15 protein-coding genes and 2 tRNA genes are annotated in these 18,169 nt (G+C 42.2%); 11 read left to right on the plus strand and 6 right to left on the minus strand.

The window, feature by feature from the left end:
- Positions 1-182: 182 nt before the first annotated feature.
- Positions 183-626 carry a DUF2147 domain-containing protein gene (locus ID165_RS07800; protein WP_192349799.1) on the minus strand — a complete coding sequence of 148 codons (444 nt, stop codon included), beginning with the start codon at positions 624-626 and terminating at the stop codon, positions 183-185.
- 313 nt (positions 627-939) lie between these two features.
- On the opposite strand from ID165_RS07800, the gene ID165_RS07805 reads away from it, so the two are divergent.
- The 10 genes from ID165_RS07805 (at position 940) to ID165_RS07850 (ending at position 11,037) form a co-directional block, all read left to right on the plus strand.
- Entirely contained in the window at positions 940-1,830 is an 891-nt protein-coding gene (locus ID165_RS07805; RefSeq protein WP_192349800.1) for an ABC transporter permease, read from the plus strand.
- A 4-nt stretch (positions 1,831-1,834) separates the two neighbouring features.
- Positions 1,835-2,044, plus strand: coding sequence for a DUF3098 domain-containing protein (locus tag ID165_RS07810; protein ID WP_192349801.1), 210 nt, complete (start codon positions 1,835-1,837; stop codon positions 2,042-2,044).
- Positions 2,045-2,046: 2 nt separating this feature from the next.
- Positions 2,047-2,841 carry an undecaprenyl-diphosphate phosphatase gene (locus ID165_RS07815; protein WP_192349802.1) on the plus strand — a complete coding sequence of 265 codons (795 nt, stop codon included), beginning with the start codon at positions 2,047-2,049 and terminating at the stop codon, positions 2,839-2,841.
- Position 2,842: 1 nt separating this feature from the next.
- Positions 2,843-3,523: a tRNA pseudouridine(55) synthase TruB gene (gene truB, locus ID165_RS07820; protein ID WP_192349803.1), complete on the plus strand. Its 681-nt coding sequence runs from the start codon at positions 2,843-2,845 to the stop codon at positions 3,521-3,523.
- A complete protein-coding gene (locus tag ID165_RS07825; RefSeq protein ID WP_192349804.1) occupies positions 3,510-4,433 on the plus strand; it encodes a bifunctional riboflavin kinase/FAD synthetase in 924 nt (307 codons plus the stop codon). Before truB ends, ID165_RS07825 begins: the two co-directional genes overlap by 14 nt.
- A gap of 11 nt (positions 4,434-4,444) precedes the next feature.
- Entirely contained in the window at positions 4,445-5,140 is a 696-nt protein-coding gene (locus ID165_RS07830; protein ID WP_192349805.1) for a CoA transferase subunit A, read from the plus strand.
- Between the two features lie 120 nt (positions 5,141-5,260).
- Positions 5,261-5,920: a 3-oxoacid CoA-transferase subunit B gene (locus ID165_RS07835; RefSeq protein WP_192349806.1), complete on the plus strand. Its 660-nt coding sequence runs from the start codon at positions 5,261-5,263 to the stop codon at positions 5,918-5,920.
- Positions 5,921-6,016: 96 nt separating this feature from the next.
- Positions 6,017-6,355, plus strand: coding sequence for a gliding motility protein GldC (gene gldC, locus ID165_RS07840; protein ID WP_192349807.1), 339 nt, complete (start codon positions 6,017-6,019; stop codon positions 6,353-6,355).
- A gap of 328 nt (positions 6,356-6,683) precedes the next feature.
- On the plus strand, positions 6,684-9,566 hold the full coding sequence (locus ID165_RS07845; protein ID WP_192349808.1) for a TonB-dependent receptor: 2,883 nt from the start codon (positions 6,684-6,686) through the stop codon (positions 9,564-9,566).
- Positions 9,567-9,573: 7 nt separating this feature from the next.
- Complete coding sequence (locus ID165_RS07850) at positions 9,574-11,037, plus strand: hypothetical protein (protein WP_225587027.1); 1,464 nt, start codon at positions 9,574-9,576, stop codon at positions 11,035-11,037.
- A gap of 171 nt (positions 11,038-11,208) precedes the next feature.
- On the opposite strand, the gene ID165_RS07855 is transcribed toward ID165_RS07850, so the two are convergent.
- The 4 genes from ID165_RS07855 to ID165_RS07870 all read right to left on the minus strand — a co-directional run bounded on the left by ID165_RS07855 (position 11,209) and on the right by ID165_RS07870 (position 15,894).
- Entirely contained in the window at positions 11,209-12,108 is a 900-nt protein-coding gene (locus ID165_RS07855) for a PIG-L deacetylase family protein (protein ID WP_192349810.1), read from the minus strand.
- On the minus strand, positions 12,099-15,518 hold the full coding sequence (locus ID165_RS07860) for a HEAT repeat domain-containing protein (RefSeq protein ID WP_192349811.1): 3,420 nt from the start codon (positions 15,516-15,518) through the stop codon (positions 12,099-12,101). The genes ID165_RS07855 and ID165_RS07860 overlap by 10 nt, the downstream gene beginning before the upstream one ends.
- A 181-nt stretch (positions 15,519-15,699) precedes the next feature.
- Positions 15,700-15,774 (minus strand) — tRNA-Glu (locus tag ID165_RS07865).
- 48 nt (positions 15,775-15,822) lie between these two features.
- Positions 15,823-15,894 (minus strand) — tRNA-Glu (locus ID165_RS07870).
- A 190-nt stretch (positions 15,895-16,084) separates the two neighbouring features.
- Between ID165_RS07870 and gap the strand changes: the two genes are divergently transcribed.
- Positions 16,085-17,104: a type I glyceraldehyde-3-phosphate dehydrogenase gene (gap, locus tag ID165_RS07875; RefSeq protein ID WP_192349812.1), complete on the plus strand. Its 1,020-nt coding sequence runs from the start codon at positions 16,085-16,087 to the stop codon at positions 17,102-17,104.
- Positions 17,105-17,107: 3 nt separating this feature from the next.
- Here gap and ID165_RS07880 read toward each other — a convergent pair whose 3' ends face one another.
- Positions 17,108-18,169, minus strand: a complete 1,062-nt coding sequence (locus ID165_RS07880) for a VOC family protein (protein WP_192349813.1) — start codon at positions 18,167-18,169, stop codon at positions 17,108-17,110.

Raw genomic sequence — 18,169 nt, forward strand, 5'->3', positions numbered from 1 at the left:
GTCTTGAAAACAAAAATAAGAGGCTGTTTCATAATCAGCTCTTCTTGTCAGACTGGTTGCTCCATACGACAATCATGAGTTTTGAGATAGCCTCTTTTTTCTTTGACCTTTCATTCAAAAATAATTGATTCACAGAACATTACTTATGATGTAATAAAGCGATTGTTAATTATTGAAGTTTCTTATTTTTTTACTCTTTTCCATTCCATAGTCCGGCTGATCCAAGATTCTCCGAGATATCCTTTAATTTCAAGAATATCTTTCTTTTTAAGCTGTAAATCACAGGCATAGCTCAATCCCGATTCGGGATCATATATTTTCCCGTCTGACCATATTCCATTGTTATATTGAAAGCCTTCCAAAATCGTAAGCCCCATCAGTGGGCGATTCCGTAATGTGGTATCTGAATTTACCGCATCTGTAGAAGAGCCTGACTCCCTTCCCTCCTGCTTGATCCAGATTATTTTCCCGATTAGCTGAGCTTCTGTTTCCATAATCTCAATCCGTGCAGTATTTTCAGTATTTGACCACACACCTTCTACTTTAGATTTGGATTGGGCATGCAGTGAACCTAAGCCCAGAAGGACCATTACCACGGATAAAGAAGCATAATTACATGGTTTCATAAAAATCAATTGAGTTAAACATTGGAAATGTAATCACATGAATTATATCACACTTAACTATTTTTAACCTAAAACCATACCAAACACAAATCAGTTCTTTTTGTTTTTGGCTATTTTCGTTATGCAAGTCAATGGTTTTCCATTCTGGTAGAAATCAATTGGTTGTTGTACTAGTAGGTATGCAGCATGGTCTAGATACACCCCATTTCTTGGTGTAATTGAAACAGTACTTAAAATTTCTTCATAATCCTTTCTTGGGAATAGATTGGCAATATCCTTGGGGAAGGTTACTTTTGAGCAGAAATCATACTTTATGGCCAATTATCCGAGAAAGAAAAAAAGGTTAGGGCACTTCAAATTCGGAAGTGTTCTCTTCAGTACCACATTATCACTTTTTATTGTAGGTCTTTTCGGCGTAATCTTGATTCAGGCAAAAACGCTGACAAGCATGATCCGGGAAAATATCGAAGTACAGGTTTTCTTGGAAAAAAACTTGGATCAAAAAGGAATTGATGCAATAAAGGGCAATCTGTCCAAGCGGTCTTTTATTCTTCAAAAAGGAGATACGCTGAATCTTAAATTTGTATCCGATGAAGAAGCCGCTGCCACGTTCATAGAAAGTACCGGGGAAGATTTCACCCAATTTCTGGAAGATAATCCGCTGCGTGACAGTTTTGTGTTGACTATCGCGGAAGAATTCCAAACTTCAGAACAACTAGAAGCAATCGTAGCAGAAATCGAGGCTATTCCCGGAGTCTTTGAGGTATCCTATATGACAGATCTGGTGGATTCTATTAACAAGAATTTGCTCAAAGTCAGTATAGTTCTTGGTGGGTTCATCCTTATTCTGATCATCACAGTGGTCATGCTGATCAATAATACCATAAGACTTGCACTATTCTCTCAGCGTTTTCTGATTCGCTCTATGCAATTAGTCGGGGCTACAAGAGGGTTTATCAGAAAACCATTTCTTTCGAGGGCTTTTATGTTTGGCTTGATGGCAGGGGCATTTGCTTCCGTGATTCTCTTTGCTTTGGTGAAATACACACAGGCAAATATCGAGGGGTTTGCCATGCTCCAAAACCAACAATTGCTATTGGTTCTCTTTGGTATTTTAATAACTGTAGGTGGAATTTTGTCTGTCCTAAGTACCTTGCGAGCTGTAAATAAGTATTTAAATATGTCCTTGGACGAACTATATTAACGTAATGAGCAAATCTTCCTTTCCATTTTCCCGCAAAAATTACAAGCTGATGTTTATAGGCATAGGTCTGATTATTCTTGGATTTATCATTATTGGTATGGACAGCGAACCGCACGGAAACGGTGTTTTGGGTTTGACCATTGGTCCAATAGTGACATTGGCCGGATTTATTTTTGAGTTCTATGCGATTTTTGCCAAAACTGAAAGTAACTAAGCGTGGAAATAATTGATGCGATTATCCTTGGAATCATTCAGGGATTGACAGAATTTTTGCCGGTATCCTCCAGCGGCCATTTGGAACTCGGAAAAGCAATTTTGGGAGAAAGTAAAATGCCTGCTGAAGGCCTGATGTTTACAGTAGTGGTTCATTTTGCCACAGCCTTGAGTACAATAGTTGTTTTCCGTAAGGATATTGCAGAGATTCTCAGAGGTTTATTCAAATTCGAGTGGAACAGCGAGACACAATTTGTAGCTAAAATAGTACTCTCAATGATTCCCGCTGCTATAGTTGGAGTTGTCTTCCAAGAAGAGCTAGAGACATTATTCGGCGGGCAAATTGTGTTTGTGGGTTGTATGTTAATTTTGACGGCTGTGCTTCTTTATCTGGCAGACAAAGCCAAATTTACAAACCAACCCGTGACTTTCGGACAGGCACTGATCATCGGTATAGCGCAGGCAATTGCTATTCTTCCCGGAATTTCCAGGTCAGGTGCTACGATTTCCACTTCTGTTCTTTTGGGAATTGACAAGGCGAAAGCTGCCAGGTTCTCTTTTTTAATGGTCGTTCCCTTGATCCTGGGGAAAATAGCCAAGGATATTTTAGACGGGGGACTTTCTATGGAAACTGAGGGAATAGGCTACCTAACTGCCGGATTTGCCGCAGCTTTTATTGCCGGCATAGCAGCATGTACCTGGATGATCAAACTCGTGAAGAATAGTAAACTAAGATATTTCTCCATCTACTGTCTGATAGTTGGTATAATAGCTATTGTAGCAGGATTATATTTATAGAATGCAAGAACCTTACGGAGAAGTATTTCTGATAGACAAACCACTGGAATGGACATCTTTTGATGTGGTAAAAAAAGTCAGAAACGCACTTCGAATCAAAAAAGTAGGCCATGCAGGTACACTGGATCCGTTGGCTACAGGTCTTCTGATCGTATGTGCAGGAAAGATGACCAAGCAAATTGATTCTTTCATGGGGCAGGAGAAAGAATATACGGGAACCTTCGTGATCGGAGCCACTACGGATTCTTTTGATCTGGAGCAGCCAATAATTCATGTAGCAGATCCTTCAGCAGTTACAATCGAGCAAGTAAAAGAAGCTGTAGCCGAACTGACAGGCGATATTCTACAGATTCCTCCTATGCACTCCGCTATCAAGGTCGATGGAAAGCGCGTCTATGAATCTGCCAGAAAAGGAAAAGAGGTAAAAATGGATCCTCGCCCCGTCACGGTCAGTGAATTTGAAATTACAAAGTTTGAAAACCCCGTAATAGCGTTTAGAATAGTATGCTCCAAAGGAACCTATATCCGTAGCTTGGCAAGGGATCTTGGCGAAAAACTAAATGTGGGAGCATATATGAGTTCGCTTTGTAGAACAAGAATTGGTAATTTTAAACTCTCGGAAGCACATGAGCTTTTACCTTTGGTAGAAGAAATCAAAGCAAGAACGAATGAAAATCTATGAAGGACTAAGTGATTTCCCGAAACCTTACAATGCGGTAGTCACCAGCGGTACATTTGATGGAGTGCATCTTGGACATCAGAAAATCCTTCATCGAATACGTGAAATAGCCCGATCTATCAATGGAGAGACCGTTTTAATTACTTTTTGGCCGCATCCTAGGCTAGTTCTCTATCCGGATGAGCATAATCTCCGGCTTTTGAGCACTTTTGAAGAAAAAGCTAAGCTACTAAGGGAATTTGGTATAGACCATTTGATCACGATTCCCTTTACCAGGGAATTTTCCCAACTTACCTCCAAGCAATTTATAGAATCAGTTCTGGTAGACACGATCCAAACTAAAAAGCTGGTCATCGGTTACGATCACCGTTTTGGGAAAAACCGTGAGGGAAGTTTCGAATACCTAAAAACTCACCACAGGGAATACGGATTTGAACTGGAAGAAATTCCCCGACAGGACGTGGACGACATAGGCGTTTCCAGCACAAAAATCCGTCGTGCATTAGAAACCAGCGACATTGAAACTGCAATCAATTGCCTTGGTAGGCCGTATGAATTGAACGGCTTGGTAATCAAAGGACAGCAGATTGGCAGATCAATTGGTTTTCCGACTGCTAATATTCATATTCCAAACGATTACAAACTTATCCCCAAAGATGGCGTTTATGCAGTAGAAGCTTTGGTAAATGGTTCGCTTTACAAAGCTATGCTGAACATCGGGAATAGGCCTACTGTAAATGGAACTCAAAAAACCGTAGAGGCTAATTTATTTGATTTTCAGGGTGATTTGTACGACAAGCAAATTACAATTTACATCAAGGCATTCCTTCGGGAAGAAAGGAAATTTGACGGATTGAAGTCCCTAAAGGCACAGCTTTTTTTAGATCAGAAGAATGCCAAGAACTTGCTATAAACCCAAACGATATGATCAACAAAACTGTAAAAAATGCCCGTGAAGCAGTAGCGGATATTCCCAGCGACTGCATGCTGATGATGGGAGGCTTTGGCTTGACCGGGATTCCCGAAAATTGTATCTCTGCACTGTTGGAAAGAGATATTTCCGGATTGACTATCGTGTCAAACAATGCGGGCGTGGATGATTTTGGCATTGGCCTCTTACTCAAAAAGCGGATGGTCAAGAAAATGATCTCCAGCTATGTGGGAGAAAATGCCGAGTTTGAACGCCAATTACTAAGTGGAGAGCTTGAAGTGGACTTGATTCCACAGGGAACCCTTGCAGAGCGGGTGCGGGCGGGTGGAGCAGGAATTCCTGCCTTCTTTACTCCCGCTGGAGTCGGTACTGAAGTCGCTGAAGGAAAAGAAACCCGGGAATTTGACGGGAAAATGTATCTCTTGGAAAACTGGCTAAAAGCTGATTTTTCGATCGTCAAGGCATGGAAAGGCGATACAGCCGGAAATCTGATTTTTAAGGGAACCGCCCGGAACTTTAATCCCATGATGGCTTCGGCAGGCAAGATTTGCATTGCTGAAGTGGAAGAATTGGTGGAAGCAGGTGAACTTGATCCAAATCAAATTCATACCCCCGGAATCTATGTGCAGCGTATTTTCCAGGGAGTAAACTACGAGAAGAGAATTGAACAACGAACAGTTTCCAAATAGTACGCATAAACAAACCTGCCGGGTTTTTCATCACAGTGGTATAAACCTGATAGGTTTTGGCTACCACAACTCAAGAAACTTGATCTCGTCTTTTTCCTTTGACCTCAAAAACAACCCAAAATGCTAACCAAAGATCAAATAGCCCAACGAATCGCCAAAGAGGTGAAAAATGGGCAATACATAAATTTAGGTATTGGAATTCCCACATTGGTAGCCAATTACATTCCGGATGGTTTGGAGATTGTACTCCAATCTGAAAATGGACTTCTGGGAATCGGTCCCTTCCCCACCGAAGATCAAATCGATCCCGATCTCATCAATGCAGGAAAACAAACTGTTACAATGACAAAGGGTTCCGCACTTTTCAATTCCGCAGAGTCTTTTGGAATGATCAGAGGTGGTCATGTACATTTGACCATATTAGGAGCAATGGAAGTTTCGGAGAATGGGGATATCTCCAACTGGAAAATCCCGGGTAAAATGGTGAAAGGCATGGGAGGTGCCATGGACTTAGTGGCATCGGCAGTCAATATCATTGTTGCCATGCAGCATTGCTCCCGCTCCGGGGAGTCAAAACTTCTCCGGGAATGCTCCCTGCCTATCACGGGACTTCGCTGCGTGAAAAAGATAGTAACAGATCTTGCTGTACTGGAAATCTCACCCGATGGAGGTTTTATACTTCAGGAAAGAGCCCCCGGTATCTCTGTAGAAGAAATCAAATCCAAAACTGCCGGTAAACTTATTATAGAAGGAGAAGTGCCTGAGATGATTTTAGAATAAAACAACCAAAAATGAACTCAGGCAACACTCCTATAGTTAACCTGATTAATTTTGCAAAATCAACATAGGATTCTATAAGAATCAAATTATAATTACATGAAAAACTCAGAGATTAAATTCCAAGTGGATTTAGATGAAAACAGCTTCCCCAAAACTATCAAGTGGGATGCTTCAGATAAAGAAGGTGCCGGTCTGGAAGACACCAAAAGCATCAGTCTAAATGTTTGGGACAATCAAAATCACAGCACACTTCGGATTGACCTTTGGACAGAAAAAATGTCTGTGGTCGAAATGAAGCGATTTTATATAGATATTTTGGGAGGAATGGCCCAAACCATCCTCAACAGTACAGCTGACGAGTACATGTCTGAGGAAATTAAAGTCCTATGTGACCGCTTGGTAAAACATGTAAATGAAGAAAATAAAAATGGTTGAGAAGTAATTATTCTATTTCCATGCAATAAAAGCCCGGCATCTATCGGGCTTTTATATTTTTATGCCTTTTCATAAAAATATATAGTTTTTTGAATTGTCAATGAAACAGATCACTGGATTCGGGATTGACAATAAAGCGATCAAATATTTTTAGATTTTTAAGTGAATACTCAAGTTTCCAATTAAACCAATATTTAGGACTTCCTTGGATAGCTTTATATTTTATTTGAAATATGCCAAATATTCGTTTTTTAGGCTAATTTTCGATAATTACAATATGAATTTTCAGTTGTAATTCAATAAACCCTAATATTAACTAAAATAGCCTATGAGCAATTTTACACTAAAAATCAGGATTTCAGTGTTCTTATTGACACTCCTGGTTTCCCTCACAGCAGGTAAGGTTGTTGGCCAGACGAGAATTTCTGGGACAGTAACCGATGCAGATACCAAAGAGACCCTAGTAGGCGTCAATATTTTGGTGAAAGGCAAGGTAATCGGAACAATCACCGATCTATCCGGAAAGTACGCTCTTAATGTAAATCAGGAACCGCCATTGACACTGGTTTTCTCAATGGTAGGCTATACTTCCCAGGAGGTGGAGATCACAGGAGGCCAATCCACGGTAGATATCCAACTTGCAGAAACTACCATTCTAGGACAAGAGGTGGTCGTCTCTGCATCCAGAGTTGAGGAAAGCATTTTACAATCTCCTGTCTCAATAGAAAAGATGGATATCCTTGCAATACGTGACACTCCTGCGGACACCTATTATAAAGCAATTGCAAATTTGAAGGGAGTGGACGTCACTTCCTCTTCTATCAATTTTCAGATTGTCAATGCACGGGGATTTAATTCTACAGGTAACACACGATTTGTCCAGCTTACTGACGGTATGGATACGCAGGCACCTGCTTTGAATTTTCCTATAGGAAACCTTAACGGACCATCTGAATTGGATGTGGAGAGTGTAGAATTTATACCCGGAGCAGCTTCCGCTCTCTATGGTCCAAATGCATTCAACGGTATTTTACTTGTCAACAGTAAAAGCCCATTTGAATATCAGGGACTAAGTGCGTTTTACAAGCAGGGGTTCAATCATTTTGGAGGGACTGCCGGTGAACCCACCAGCCCGCAACCTATGTATGAAGGGTCTATACGTTATGCAAAAGCCTTCAACAATAAGTTTGCATTCAAAATAAACGTATCTTTCATGCAGGCTGAGGATTGGTATGGTACAGACCAAACGGATCTTTCAAGTTCTGCTCAAGGAGACTTGTCATTTAATCCAGGGGCTAACAGAGTCCATGTATTTGGCGATGAAGTAGCCAATAACATTGGTCTACTCCGAAATGTGGGAGCTATTCAGCAACAAGCCCAAGCTTTGGGATTGCAAGGATATCTAAGTAGTATTCCGGATCAAATTGTATCCCGGACAGGATATGATGAGCGTGACTTAGTGGATTATGGTGCTAAAAACTATAAAGTAAACGGAGCACTTCACTACAGATTAAGTGACAAATCAGAGCTTTCTTACACCTTAAACTATGGAGCAGGAACATCAGTTTACACCGGAGCTCAGCGTTATTCACTGAGAAATTTTGAGATCACACAGCACAAGCTTGAACTAAAGGGATCTAATTATTTTGTACGGGCATATACCACACTCGAAAACTCAGGGGAATCCTATATCGCTGATCTCACAGGGGTAAACATTAATTCAATGTGGAAGGACAATTCCAGCTGGTTTGGGCAGTACACTTTAGCTTACATGGGTGCATTAGCCCAGCAGCAAGTTGCACCGGGTACTTTGGGTACATCAGACCAGCAAGCCATTGCCCACGGTGCTGCCAGAGGATTTGCTGATCAAGGTCGATATGAACCGGGTTCGGCGGAATTTGAAAATGCGTCTAGAAATGTTCGTGGACAATTTATTCCGGAGGGTTCCTTATTTAATGATAAATCGAGGATGTACATGGCAGAAGGTCAATATGACTTCCGTGAAGAAATTGATTTTATAGACCTCCAAGTGGGAGCTCAATATCGGGTATATGATCTCCGTTCCAACGGTACAATCTTCGCCGATGTAGAGGGAAATGATATCACCATTTCCGAATACGGCGCATTTGCGCAAGCAGGTAAAAAGGTCTTGAATGAAAAATTAAAAATCACGGGAAGTTTGAGATATGATAAAAACGAAAATTTCGATGGTCAATTCAGCCCGAGAATTTCCGGGGTCTTGACTGAGAAAAACCATAATTTCAGAGTTTCCTATCAGACGGGCTTTAGAATGCCTACTACACAAGCACAACATATCGATTTAAACGTTGTGTCGGCAAGGTTAATTGGAGGACTGCCTTTTTACCGTGAGAAATACGACATTTTAACCAATGCGTTTACGCTCGCTTCTGTTGAGGAATATGTTGCTAAAGTTGGTTCCGGTTCAAGTCCGGTTTCACCTGAAGCTACAAGCTTGCTAAAACCGGCTACTGAGGAAGATTTTCCTGAGTTGCGACCTGAACAGGTTAGATCAATTGAAATCGGATACAAGAGCTTATTGAACAGCAATAAGATTTTGGTCGATTTTGCTTATTACTATAATGTTTACAATGATTTCATTACTCAAAACGCAGTAAGAAAGGCTCCTGGTCCCATCTTTCCTGTCCCTGCGAACGGAGAGGAATTGGCTATCAATGCTGTAAACGCCCCTACCCTGCTTACTCCCATTACCACTCCGGGTAGTGAAAATACTTTTCAGACCTACACGAACTTTACCGGTGGAAATGTAAAGGCACATGGGGCTGCACTTGGATTGACATTTAATCTACCAAAGAACTACAGTCTTTCAGGAAACTATAACTTCAATAAGCTTATTTCTTCACCTACAGAAGGATTTTTGAATGACTTCAACACTCCCGAACATAAAGGAAACCTTGTCTTCGGCAATAGGAAATTGACTAAAAATCTTGGTTTCAATGTAGCTTGGAGATACCAGACTTCATTTCGCTGGGAATCTTCATTTGCTAGAGGTGATGTTCCCGCGGTTTCTAATTTCGATGCTCAGGTTAGCTACAAGGTAAGTTCTATCAAATCAATCATCAAAGTGGGAGGCTCAAACGTCTTTAACAATAGGTACTTCATGAATTTTGGAGGACCTACTATTGGATCCATTTATTACATCTCCATCACATTTGATGAATTGCTAAACTAAATTGTTTATGAAAAATATTCTAAAATATATAGTTATACCGGTTGTAGGAGTTCTAGCTTCATGTAACTATGATTTTCCTGTGGAAGATATTCAGGAACCTACAGCAGGTACCGCAGATTTTACTAAGATGATCGTCATCGGTGATGGAATTGCTGCAGGTTTTATGGATGGAGCTCTCTATGACCGGGGGCAAGGTAATTCCTTTGCTGTTCATTTAGCAGAACAGATGAAGCTAATCAATGGAAGCGATTTTAATCTGCCTTCCATTGATTCACCTAATGGTTTTTATGCCTTGGGACCGGGAAATACGGTGTTGGGAAGGTTGATACTAAAAACCACTAACGGAACTACAGCTCCTGCTCCGATTGGGATAGGTGACATCCCTACTCCTTTCGATGGAAATAAAGCTGAATTGAACAATTTCTCGGCTCCGAATATGACCTTAGGTGTGTCACTAGTGCCACAGGCCGGTGGGCCAAATGTCCCTGAGAATCCGGCTTACAATCCACTTTATGCTAGATTTGCTTCTAACCCGGGGACTTCTACACCAATTGGGGATGCTGCTGCAGCTCTGGGATCAAGCGGAACTTTCTTTACTTTCTGGCTTGGTAATAGCGATGTATTGGGTTATGCTATTGGAGGTGCCTCCAATCCTGATATTTTGACATCTGATGATGCCTTCGCTCAAAGATTCTCTTTGGCGCTAGGCGCTATGCTTCAAGCCAATCCGGAGGCTAAAGGAGCTGTAGCAAACATTCCGAACCTAAATGTTCTTCCTTATTTCAATCTTGTCCCTTGGAATGCTTTGCCACTGGATGGCCCGACTGCCGGGGCGGTTAACCAAGGGTTTGCCGCTTACAATGGTGCCCTACTCCAGTTGGAGTCAATGGAGGCTATCACGGAAGAGGAGAGGATTTTACGTACAATAAATTTTACAGCAGGACAAAACGGGTTTCTGATGTCTGATGAAAGTTTAACCGATTTGACACAATTCGGACTTCCGTCCATCAGACAAAGTAAATCAACCGATAAACCGACATTAACACTTTCTCAGGCTTTGGGTCAACCTATAAATGGTAACCCACAAGCAGTAAGGGGCGTAAGTTTTCCGGTAGAAGATCCCTACGTCCTCACTCCGACTGAGCAAAATGAAATCCAAGATAAGATCAACGCCTTCAATGCAGTGATTTCATCAGCAGTTGAGAGCAATGCGGAGCGATTGGTCTTAGTGGATATAAACGGAATGTTGAATCGTGTTCTCCAAGGACAGGTAAACTACGGCGGAGCGGCACTTACGGCAAGTATTATTCCTCCAAACGGAGGTTTCTCAGTCGATGGAGTACATCCCAATGGAAGAGCTCATGGATTTATTGCCAATGAATTTATACATAAGATAAATGCAAAATGGGGATCAAATATACCATTGCTTAATCCAAACGCAATCCCTGGGAATGACTTACCTGTGCAATAGCACTTGTTTGAATACTACCTTATATCCAGGCCGCTTGAATGAATCAGGCGGTTATTTTCTGAGGTTTAGGACTTCTTAATTCTTGGTATTCCTACAACAAGTTGACAAAAATGAGTGGCTCATCTCGCTGATTTTGTCATTGATGCAAAAACTGATAAACATTAGCCCAATTTACCTGAGAGCCATCCGCAAATTTCCGGGTGGCTTTTTTGGTTTTACCTCATAGAAATATTCCCGGTCAAAAATTCTAGAGTAGATGATTGAAGGAACTTGATCATGGTACGGCAGCAAGTCCTTCAAGGTCTCTGCCTGACTTTCATGACCATAAATTACCTGCAATACCCGATTAAAATACTCGGTAGTATTGATGGAAAAGTCAGGTTCAGGAAGTCCTTGGGTCAAGTCTTTTGGATAATGCTTTTGAAATCCCTCCGAAAGCTTCAGCTCCACCCGGATTTGTTTGGGTGATAGCGTAACCTGAAACAACCTTTGTGGAGTAAAGTTTGCTCTCCTAAATTCCTCCATGAATAACTCTTCAATTGCCAGTCCAGTCAGCCGGTGATCCGGATGTCCATAGAGTCCTACTTTTGAATCATAACTCACTAAAACATCCGGCTTAAATTGTCCTATTAATTTTACCGCAATGGATTTGAGCGAATCCAAGCCCAACTTTTCCATTCCGCCATCAGAATAGTCTAAAAGTTCCAAATGGTCTGCTCCGATTGTCTGCGCCGCATGTTGCATTTCTGATGTTCGAATCCGGGCTAGCTCTTCTCTGGAATATTTTCCTTCCGTTTCGGCTGCTTCTCCTTTGGTCAAGCAAACTAAAATGATTCGGTGTCCCTCATCTTTCATTTTCATCAAGGTGCCGGAGACGGTCACTTCATCGTCAGGGTGAGGAAAAAATGCCATAATAGTCTTCGGCCCATCGGATTGGAATAGTAGCTCATGTTGTGGAATTTCGGAATCATGTAGCTGCGATTTGCCAACCTGAATCAAAATCAAAGGGACCACCACCAAAGTGATGATCCCAATAATTATCAAGCCGATAATTAGACTTCTCACTCCCATTCCTTGTCTAACGTATTTAGGAAACTTACCAAATCCCTGATTTCTCTTTTGGTAAGCAATACTTTCATGTCAGGCATACTGGAAGGAGAATTTTTCCGCTCAGCAATACTGCTATTCATAATCAAGGTATCCGGCTTAGCCCCCTCCTTAATGACTAACCCATCCGCCTTCTCTTCCATCAGGGTTCCGTTCAAAGAAGTTCCGTCATTCAATTCCAGTTGCACAAATCCATAGCCCGGCGCCAAACGCTTGCTTGGATCGATCAGTGCTTCCAGAAGTTCTGTCTTAGAGACTCTATTGGCTATACCATTCAGGTGCGGCCCGGCGACACCTCCCATATCATCATATCCATGGCAGCGAATACACTGTGCGGTTTGATTTTGGAAGAATATTGCCCTTCCCGCTCTCGCACTACCCCCTTCGAGGGCACCACTATAAAGAGCCACCAAGTTCCCCTTGGTACGAGTCTCTTGGATTTTGTCATATTTAGCCTTTAGGTCAGTAGACTTGGTAGCGTCTATAGCTTCCTCCAACTCTATCATCACTTCATTCGGCAACTTGTCTTTTGACAAATCATCCAGAAGCGTATTCCAAAGAGGAAGTTCACCTGAATTATCCAGGTTCCCCAGACTTAGCAATGCGGCTTGCTTTTCTGTAGTGGTCCTGTTTTGAATCACATCCTGAAGCAAACTCACCATTAATTCCTGAGAAATATCCGTTTTAGTCAACAAGTCCAACCCCACCACCCGTACAGCTCTGGAATTATCTTTCATTGCCAGTTCTATTGGAGCTGAGATGGATTCAGGATTTGTCGTCGATAATGCCAAAATTGCAGCTACTCGTACATTTTCTGATTTATCATTTTTCAACAAGGAAACTAGTTTCGATTCGGCGCTGGCGATCTTCAATTTCCCGATTGCTTTAACTCCTGCCTCCCGTACAGCCTCATCCTTATCATCCAAAACTCCTATCAAAGTTGATTCAGCTGACTTTTGAATAGGGACAAGATCTCTTTCTATAGCTCCTCTGTTTCTGCCGTCCACACGATCCAGAACTGATGGCTTTGCCCAAGTTCCCAACGCTGCAATTGCTTCTGCTTTCAGAATGGAATTTACTCCCTGCTTTGCAATGTAAGTTTTCAGGTTATCCATTGACTTTTGGTTCCCTACTCTCAGGTTTGCACCGATAGCTCTTCTAATCAGCGGCTCGTTCTCGAAATTTGTATTTACCAATAGGTCACCCAAAGCCGGTAAAGCATCTTCTATAGAGAAATCATCATTAATCGCTCTGGCGGCTTCTGTGACAATATATTCGTCCGAGTCTGCCAAGAAAGCTGTGATACCCGGGTCTACCATTCTACGCAGTGCCAAAACAGCTCCAAGGCGAACTGCATTTGAGGGATGAGAAGCCAGCGCAATAATTGGTTCTTTCTTATTGATTCTTGCCAACGCTAAACTCGCAGCGTGCCGTAAAAATGCATCTTGGTCATTATTGGCTTCCAGTACTCCGATCAAGCCTTCAATCGCAGGCTCATGGGCGATTCTGCCCAATGCTTCTGAAGCAAAGAATCTTACCCTTATTTCACTGTCCGATAACAAGGGCATCAAGGCCGCCCCCGCTTTCGCATACTTAATGTCTCCAAGCCATTTGGCAGCCTGCGCCCGGATTTCAAAATCCCGGTCTTTCAGCAGGGGAATCAATGCATCTGCATAGTCCATTTTATCCATTCTCGCCAGCTGGCTCATCCCAACGATAGCGTGGATTCTAGCCAATTGATTGGTTTTTTGATTAAGGGCAGCTTGAAAAATCTTCGCTCCGTCCTCTCCTCTCTTTGCCAATTCAAACTGGGCTTTTCTTCTGATCCTCATGTCCTCATCACTCAAATAGCCACTCAGAGCTTCATCGGTAAGTGTTTTGAAATCGGTCTTCATCACCTGGGCAGTGATCTTTCTGGCTTCCCAGTTTGTTCCTCCTTCATCCTCGATTTTCCAGATTCTACCATAGTTTTTGGTGTTCCAGCCATCTATCCAGTCAGCAAAATAAAGAGAGCCATCCGGACCGAAATCCAATCCGGTAGCCAACACCCCTGACATGATGTTCTCTGTTTGGGACATCTTAAACGAAGCCCCGTCAGGCTCCAGCTTGAAGGCATGAATTCCTGATCGCGTAGGATTGCCTACAAAAGAAGCCACGAAGAAGGTGTTTTTCCATTTTTCTGCCAAGGCTGTTCCCGGATTATAAACCATTCCTGTAGGCCCATTGATGTAATTCTGAATCGGTGGAGTGATGTAGGCCGCCTGTCCCTCATGTCTTGGCAGGTACAACTTTTCGTCCATCCAGACTTTATAAGTATTATTGTCCGGATCACGGTATTTTCCAAACTGCCAGTTGATTCTCCACCCGGTATCCGATCCGTTGACTAGGTAAACCAGCCTTTCACTTTCCCCTGCATGATCCCCGTCATTATCTACAGAGATAAGGTTGTTGTACTCGTCAAAAGTGAACTCATGCGTATTTCTCACGCCCATGGCGAACACCTCAAAATCACTTCCATCAGGATTTGCACGGGCCACTACACCTCTGTTTGGATATTTCCATTCAGTCCCGTCAGGTCCTACTCCATTGAAACCAATATCTCCAATTCCCCAATAGATCCTGCCATCGGGACCCAATTTAAGCCCGGACATCCCATGCCCGCCAAAACCAATGTGAACGCCATAGCCATGTGAGATTGATTCTTTCTTATCCATGATGCCATCGCCGTTTTTGTCAGTAAGTCTCCATACATCCGGCCCCACACCTACAAAGAGATTGTCTTCGAGTTTCAACAAAGCACCCGCCACATCGGTGGTTACATCATTGAAATCCTGAACCATAATCTGGGAATACTCCGCAAGTCCATCCCCGTCTCTGTCCTCAAGTCTATAAAGTTCCTCTCTTTCCACTGTCATATCCCGCCAGTCGTGTGATCCGTCACCGTTCACATCACCGAGCCAAGTATTTTTATCAGACATCTCAGGAGATAACGTCTTTTGAAGAAAAGCTCTTTTTTCTTCGACGGTTTGCAAACTAACTGATTCAATTTCCCACTCCTGATGACCTCTGATGTCAAATTCAGAATTTTTCTGGCGATTGGTCCGGGTGTAATATAAACTACCATCATCAGTCACCTGGATCGAAATGGGATCATACACCAATGAGTCAACCGCCCATAAGGACAGTTTAAGTCCGGGGCTGAGCGTGGGATTTATTCCTGCTTCGGCTGCTTGAACCATAGGGGCGATTTCTTCCTTGGTCAATGTCCGTTCACGGAGATCTACCGGTTCATTCTCACTACAAGAAATTAATAGAGGGATTGCGGCGGCCAAAATGATTTTGACGTAGCATTGTTTAATTTTGGGTTGAGGCATAGGTTAATTTTATTATTCCAAATTTGAAATTAACAAAATTAAAAATGCCTTTTAAGCCATTAATCAAAAAGAGAGTAAAACAAAAATCCCGACCAAGGATCGGGATTTTGTTCACTTTAACCACTAACAACCATAAAACAAAAATTTCTGAAGACAAAGCGGGGATTGAGCTTAAACGTCTTGGTAGTCGGTACGGGAATCGAACCCGTGTTTTATCCGTGAAAGGGATACGTCCTAACCCCTAGACGAACCGACCATACTAAATCAAAAATATTCACAACTTCCTGTAAAACAGGAGACAATGTAGTCGGTACGGGAATCGAACCCGTGTTTTATCCGTGAAAGGGATACGTCCTAACCCCTAGACGAACCGACCATTAATGACCTTGAAAAACTTGCTTTTTCAAATGGTTGTGCAAATATAGAGGGTTATGTTTTTAAAACCAATTTGGCTTCGAAAATTTCTTCTGATTTGAGTTAAAAAGCTGAGTCCAAAGGAATAAAATTTTCTTGGAATGGTTTGTTCTTGATTTTCCTACTTTTGATTTCAAATTAGAAAACTACCCATGAAACCAACAAAAGACATCAGAGTAGCCATAAACGGCTTCGGAAGGATAGGAAGGTATACAGCCAAATTGATCTTGGAGAAAAAAGGATTTAATCTGGTAGCTATTAATGATTTGGCAGATCAAGTTGCCATCTCACACTTGCTCAAGTACGATTCCATTCATGGGAAATCCGGAAGTAAAATCGAGCTTAAGGATTCCATCCTTAAAGTAAATGAGCATGAAATCCTGCTGTTTGGACAATCTGATCCCGAAAAACTTCCCTGGGAAAGTTTAGCTATTGACATTGTCATTGAATGTACGGGGAGATTTACAGATAGGTCAGGAGCCGAAAAACACCTGACGGCCGGTGCTAAAAAAGTCATTATTTCCGCACCTTCACTTGATCCGACTATCAAAATGGTGGTTTTGGGGGTCAACGATTCTATTTTGACAGGGGATGAAAAAATCGTTTCCAATGCTTCCTGTACCACAAATTGCCTGGCTCCCATGGTAAAAGTACTGGATGACAATTTCGGAGTGGTTAAAGGTTTCGCATCCACGGTCCATTCTTATACCAATGATCAAAACCTTCATGATGCACCCCACCGAGACTTGAGACGTGCAAGAGCGGCTGCCTATTCTATTATTCCCACTACTACCAATGCAGGAAAAGCACTGGACGGGATATTGCCTGATTTGTCAGGCAGAATTGAAGCTTCGGCCATGCGGGTTCCTGTACCGGACGGTTCATTGACGGACATGATCGTGGAGCTAGAAGAGGAGGCCTCCGAAGAGCAAATAAATACCGCATTCAGAGATGCCGCTAATGGCTATTTGAAGGGCTATCTGGAAGTGGAAGACTCCCCTATTGTATCTATAGATATCATAGGAAATCCACATTCCTGTATTATAGATTCTGCGCTTACTTCTGCTAAAGGAAAAATGATCAAACTCGTAGGCTGGTACGACAACGAAGCGGGCTATGCCAACCGTTTGGTCGACCTAGCCCGCTTGATATCAGAGAATAATAATAAGTAAGGATTAAGCTTTTACACGGTTAAGAGAAAGGAGCTTTACTACAAAGTTTGGTAGATTTCCTTTCTTTTTTCGTTCCCCCAGATTGAGATACCAGCCAAACTTCTCCATAATAGGGACTTTGAAAGTCTCTACCATCTCGATCAAGGTACCATCCGGATCTTCCAAATAAGAGAATCGTCCGGCCGCTTTGCCCATGTCAAATTCATTTTGGCTATCCACGGTAAGTTCTATACCATCTTTTGACAGTTTTTCTTTGATATCACTCATACCGTTGACATCGAAACAAACGTGGATAAATCCCAAATCCCCCCAGTTTCTGTTTTCAAATACTTTATTCCTAGGTTGGGCACTTGTCTCGATCAACTCAATTTGCGTTTGACAAAACAACCTGCCAAATGCACCTGTCATTACCGAAGATCCCTGTAGGATAGCTCTTCGGTATTCTGTAGCCCCTTCTCCTACTTGTGCGAAATCTGCCCAAACACCGGTTTTATCACAAAGTATTTCAGTTTGCTCCAAATGCTTTTGATACACAGGCAATGCATTGTCCACAGATGACACCCCAATCACTACACCCAAAACGCCGCCTGTAAGGTCTTTGTTTTTGCTAAACCAGGAACCGTTTTCAATCAATTCAAACGTATTGCCATAAGGGTCTTTTACATAAAAATGCCATACGCCCAATGGGTTTTTTACAGGCTCCCCAAGCATGGTTGCCCCTATCTTTCTAAGGTGAGCATAGGTTTTCTGAATATCGTGGCAGCGCATTTTCACAGCCAAAATCCCCAGGTCTTTCCAACTAAGCGCTTTCTCCGATGCCATGGGCTCCTTTGAAGTGTATTGCCAGATTTCAAATCCACCGCCACCTTGCATATTCAAAGCTAGAATAGCATGTCTGCTTTCTACCTTACCAGAAGTGTAACGAGTCATCAATTTAGCTTCAGCACTATCCTGGAAGATCGGCACATCCATTCTAAATGCTTTTCTGTACCAAGCCCAAGCCTGATCTGCATCTTTTACTCCTATCCCTACTTGCTGGATTCCATTAATTGTCGCTTGATTCAT

Origin of the sequence: Algoriphagus sp. Y33, from assembly GCF_014838715.1 — a bacterium.
Classification (GTDB): Bacteria; Bacteroidota; Bacteroidia; order Cytophagales; family Cyclobacteriaceae; genus Algoriphagus.

What these genes read in the sequence shown, in the direction of transcription:
- ID165_RS07850 (WP_225587027.1), top strand. Translation starts at nt 9,574, where the DNA reads ATGAAAAATATTCTAAAATATATAGTTATACCGGTTGTAGGAGTTCTA.
- ID165_RS07880 (WP_192349813.1), bottom strand. Translation starts at nt 18,169, where the DNA reads ATGAATCAAGCGACAATTAATGGAATCCAGCAAGTAGGGATAGGAGTA.
- ID165_RS07845 (WP_192349808.1), top strand. Translation starts at nt 6,684, where the DNA reads ATGAGCAATTTTACACTAAAAATCAGGATTTCAGTGTTCTTATTGACA.
- ID165_RS07830 (WP_192349805.1), top strand. Translation starts at nt 4,445, where the DNA reads ATGATCAACAAAACTGTAAAAAATGCCCGTGAAGCAGTAGCGGATATT.
- ID165_RS07805 (WP_192349800.1), top strand. Translation starts at nt 940, where the DNA reads ATGGCCAATTATCCGAGAAAGAAAAAAAGGTTAGGGCACTTCAAATTC.
- gap (WP_192349812.1), top strand. Translation starts at nt 16,085, where the DNA reads ATGAAACCAACAAAAGACATCAGAGTAGCCATAAACGGCTTCGGAAGG.
- ID165_RS07800 (WP_192349799.1), bottom strand. Translation starts at nt 626, where the DNA reads ATGAAACCATGTAATTATGCTTCTTTATCCGTGGTAATGGTCCTTCTG.
- ID165_RS07835 (WP_192349806.1), top strand. Translation starts at nt 5,261, where the DNA reads ATGCTAACCAAAGATCAAATAGCCCAACGAATCGCCAAAGAGGTGAAA.
- ID165_RS07860 (WP_192349811.1), bottom strand. Translation starts at nt 15,518, where the DNA reads ATGCCTCAACCCAAAATTAAACAATGCTACGTCAAAATCATTTTGGCC.
- ID165_RS07825 (WP_192349804.1), top strand. Translation starts at nt 3,510, where the DNA reads ATGAAAATCTATGAAGGACTAAGTGATTTCCCGAAACCTTACAATGCG.
- truB (WP_192349803.1), top strand. Translation starts at nt 2,843, where the DNA reads ATGCAAGAACCTTACGGAGAAGTATTTCTGATAGACAAACCACTGGAA.
- ID165_RS07855 (WP_192349810.1), bottom strand. Translation starts at nt 12,108, where the DNA reads ATGGGAGTGAGAAGTCTAATTATCGGCTTGATAATTATTGGGATCATC.
- gldC (WP_192349807.1), top strand. Translation starts at nt 6,017, where the DNA reads ATGAAAAACTCAGAGATTAAATTCCAAGTGGATTTAGATGAAAACAGC.
- ID165_RS07810 (WP_192349801.1), top strand. Translation starts at nt 1,835, where the DNA reads ATGAGCAAATCTTCCTTTCCATTTTCCCGCAAAAATTACAAGCTGATG.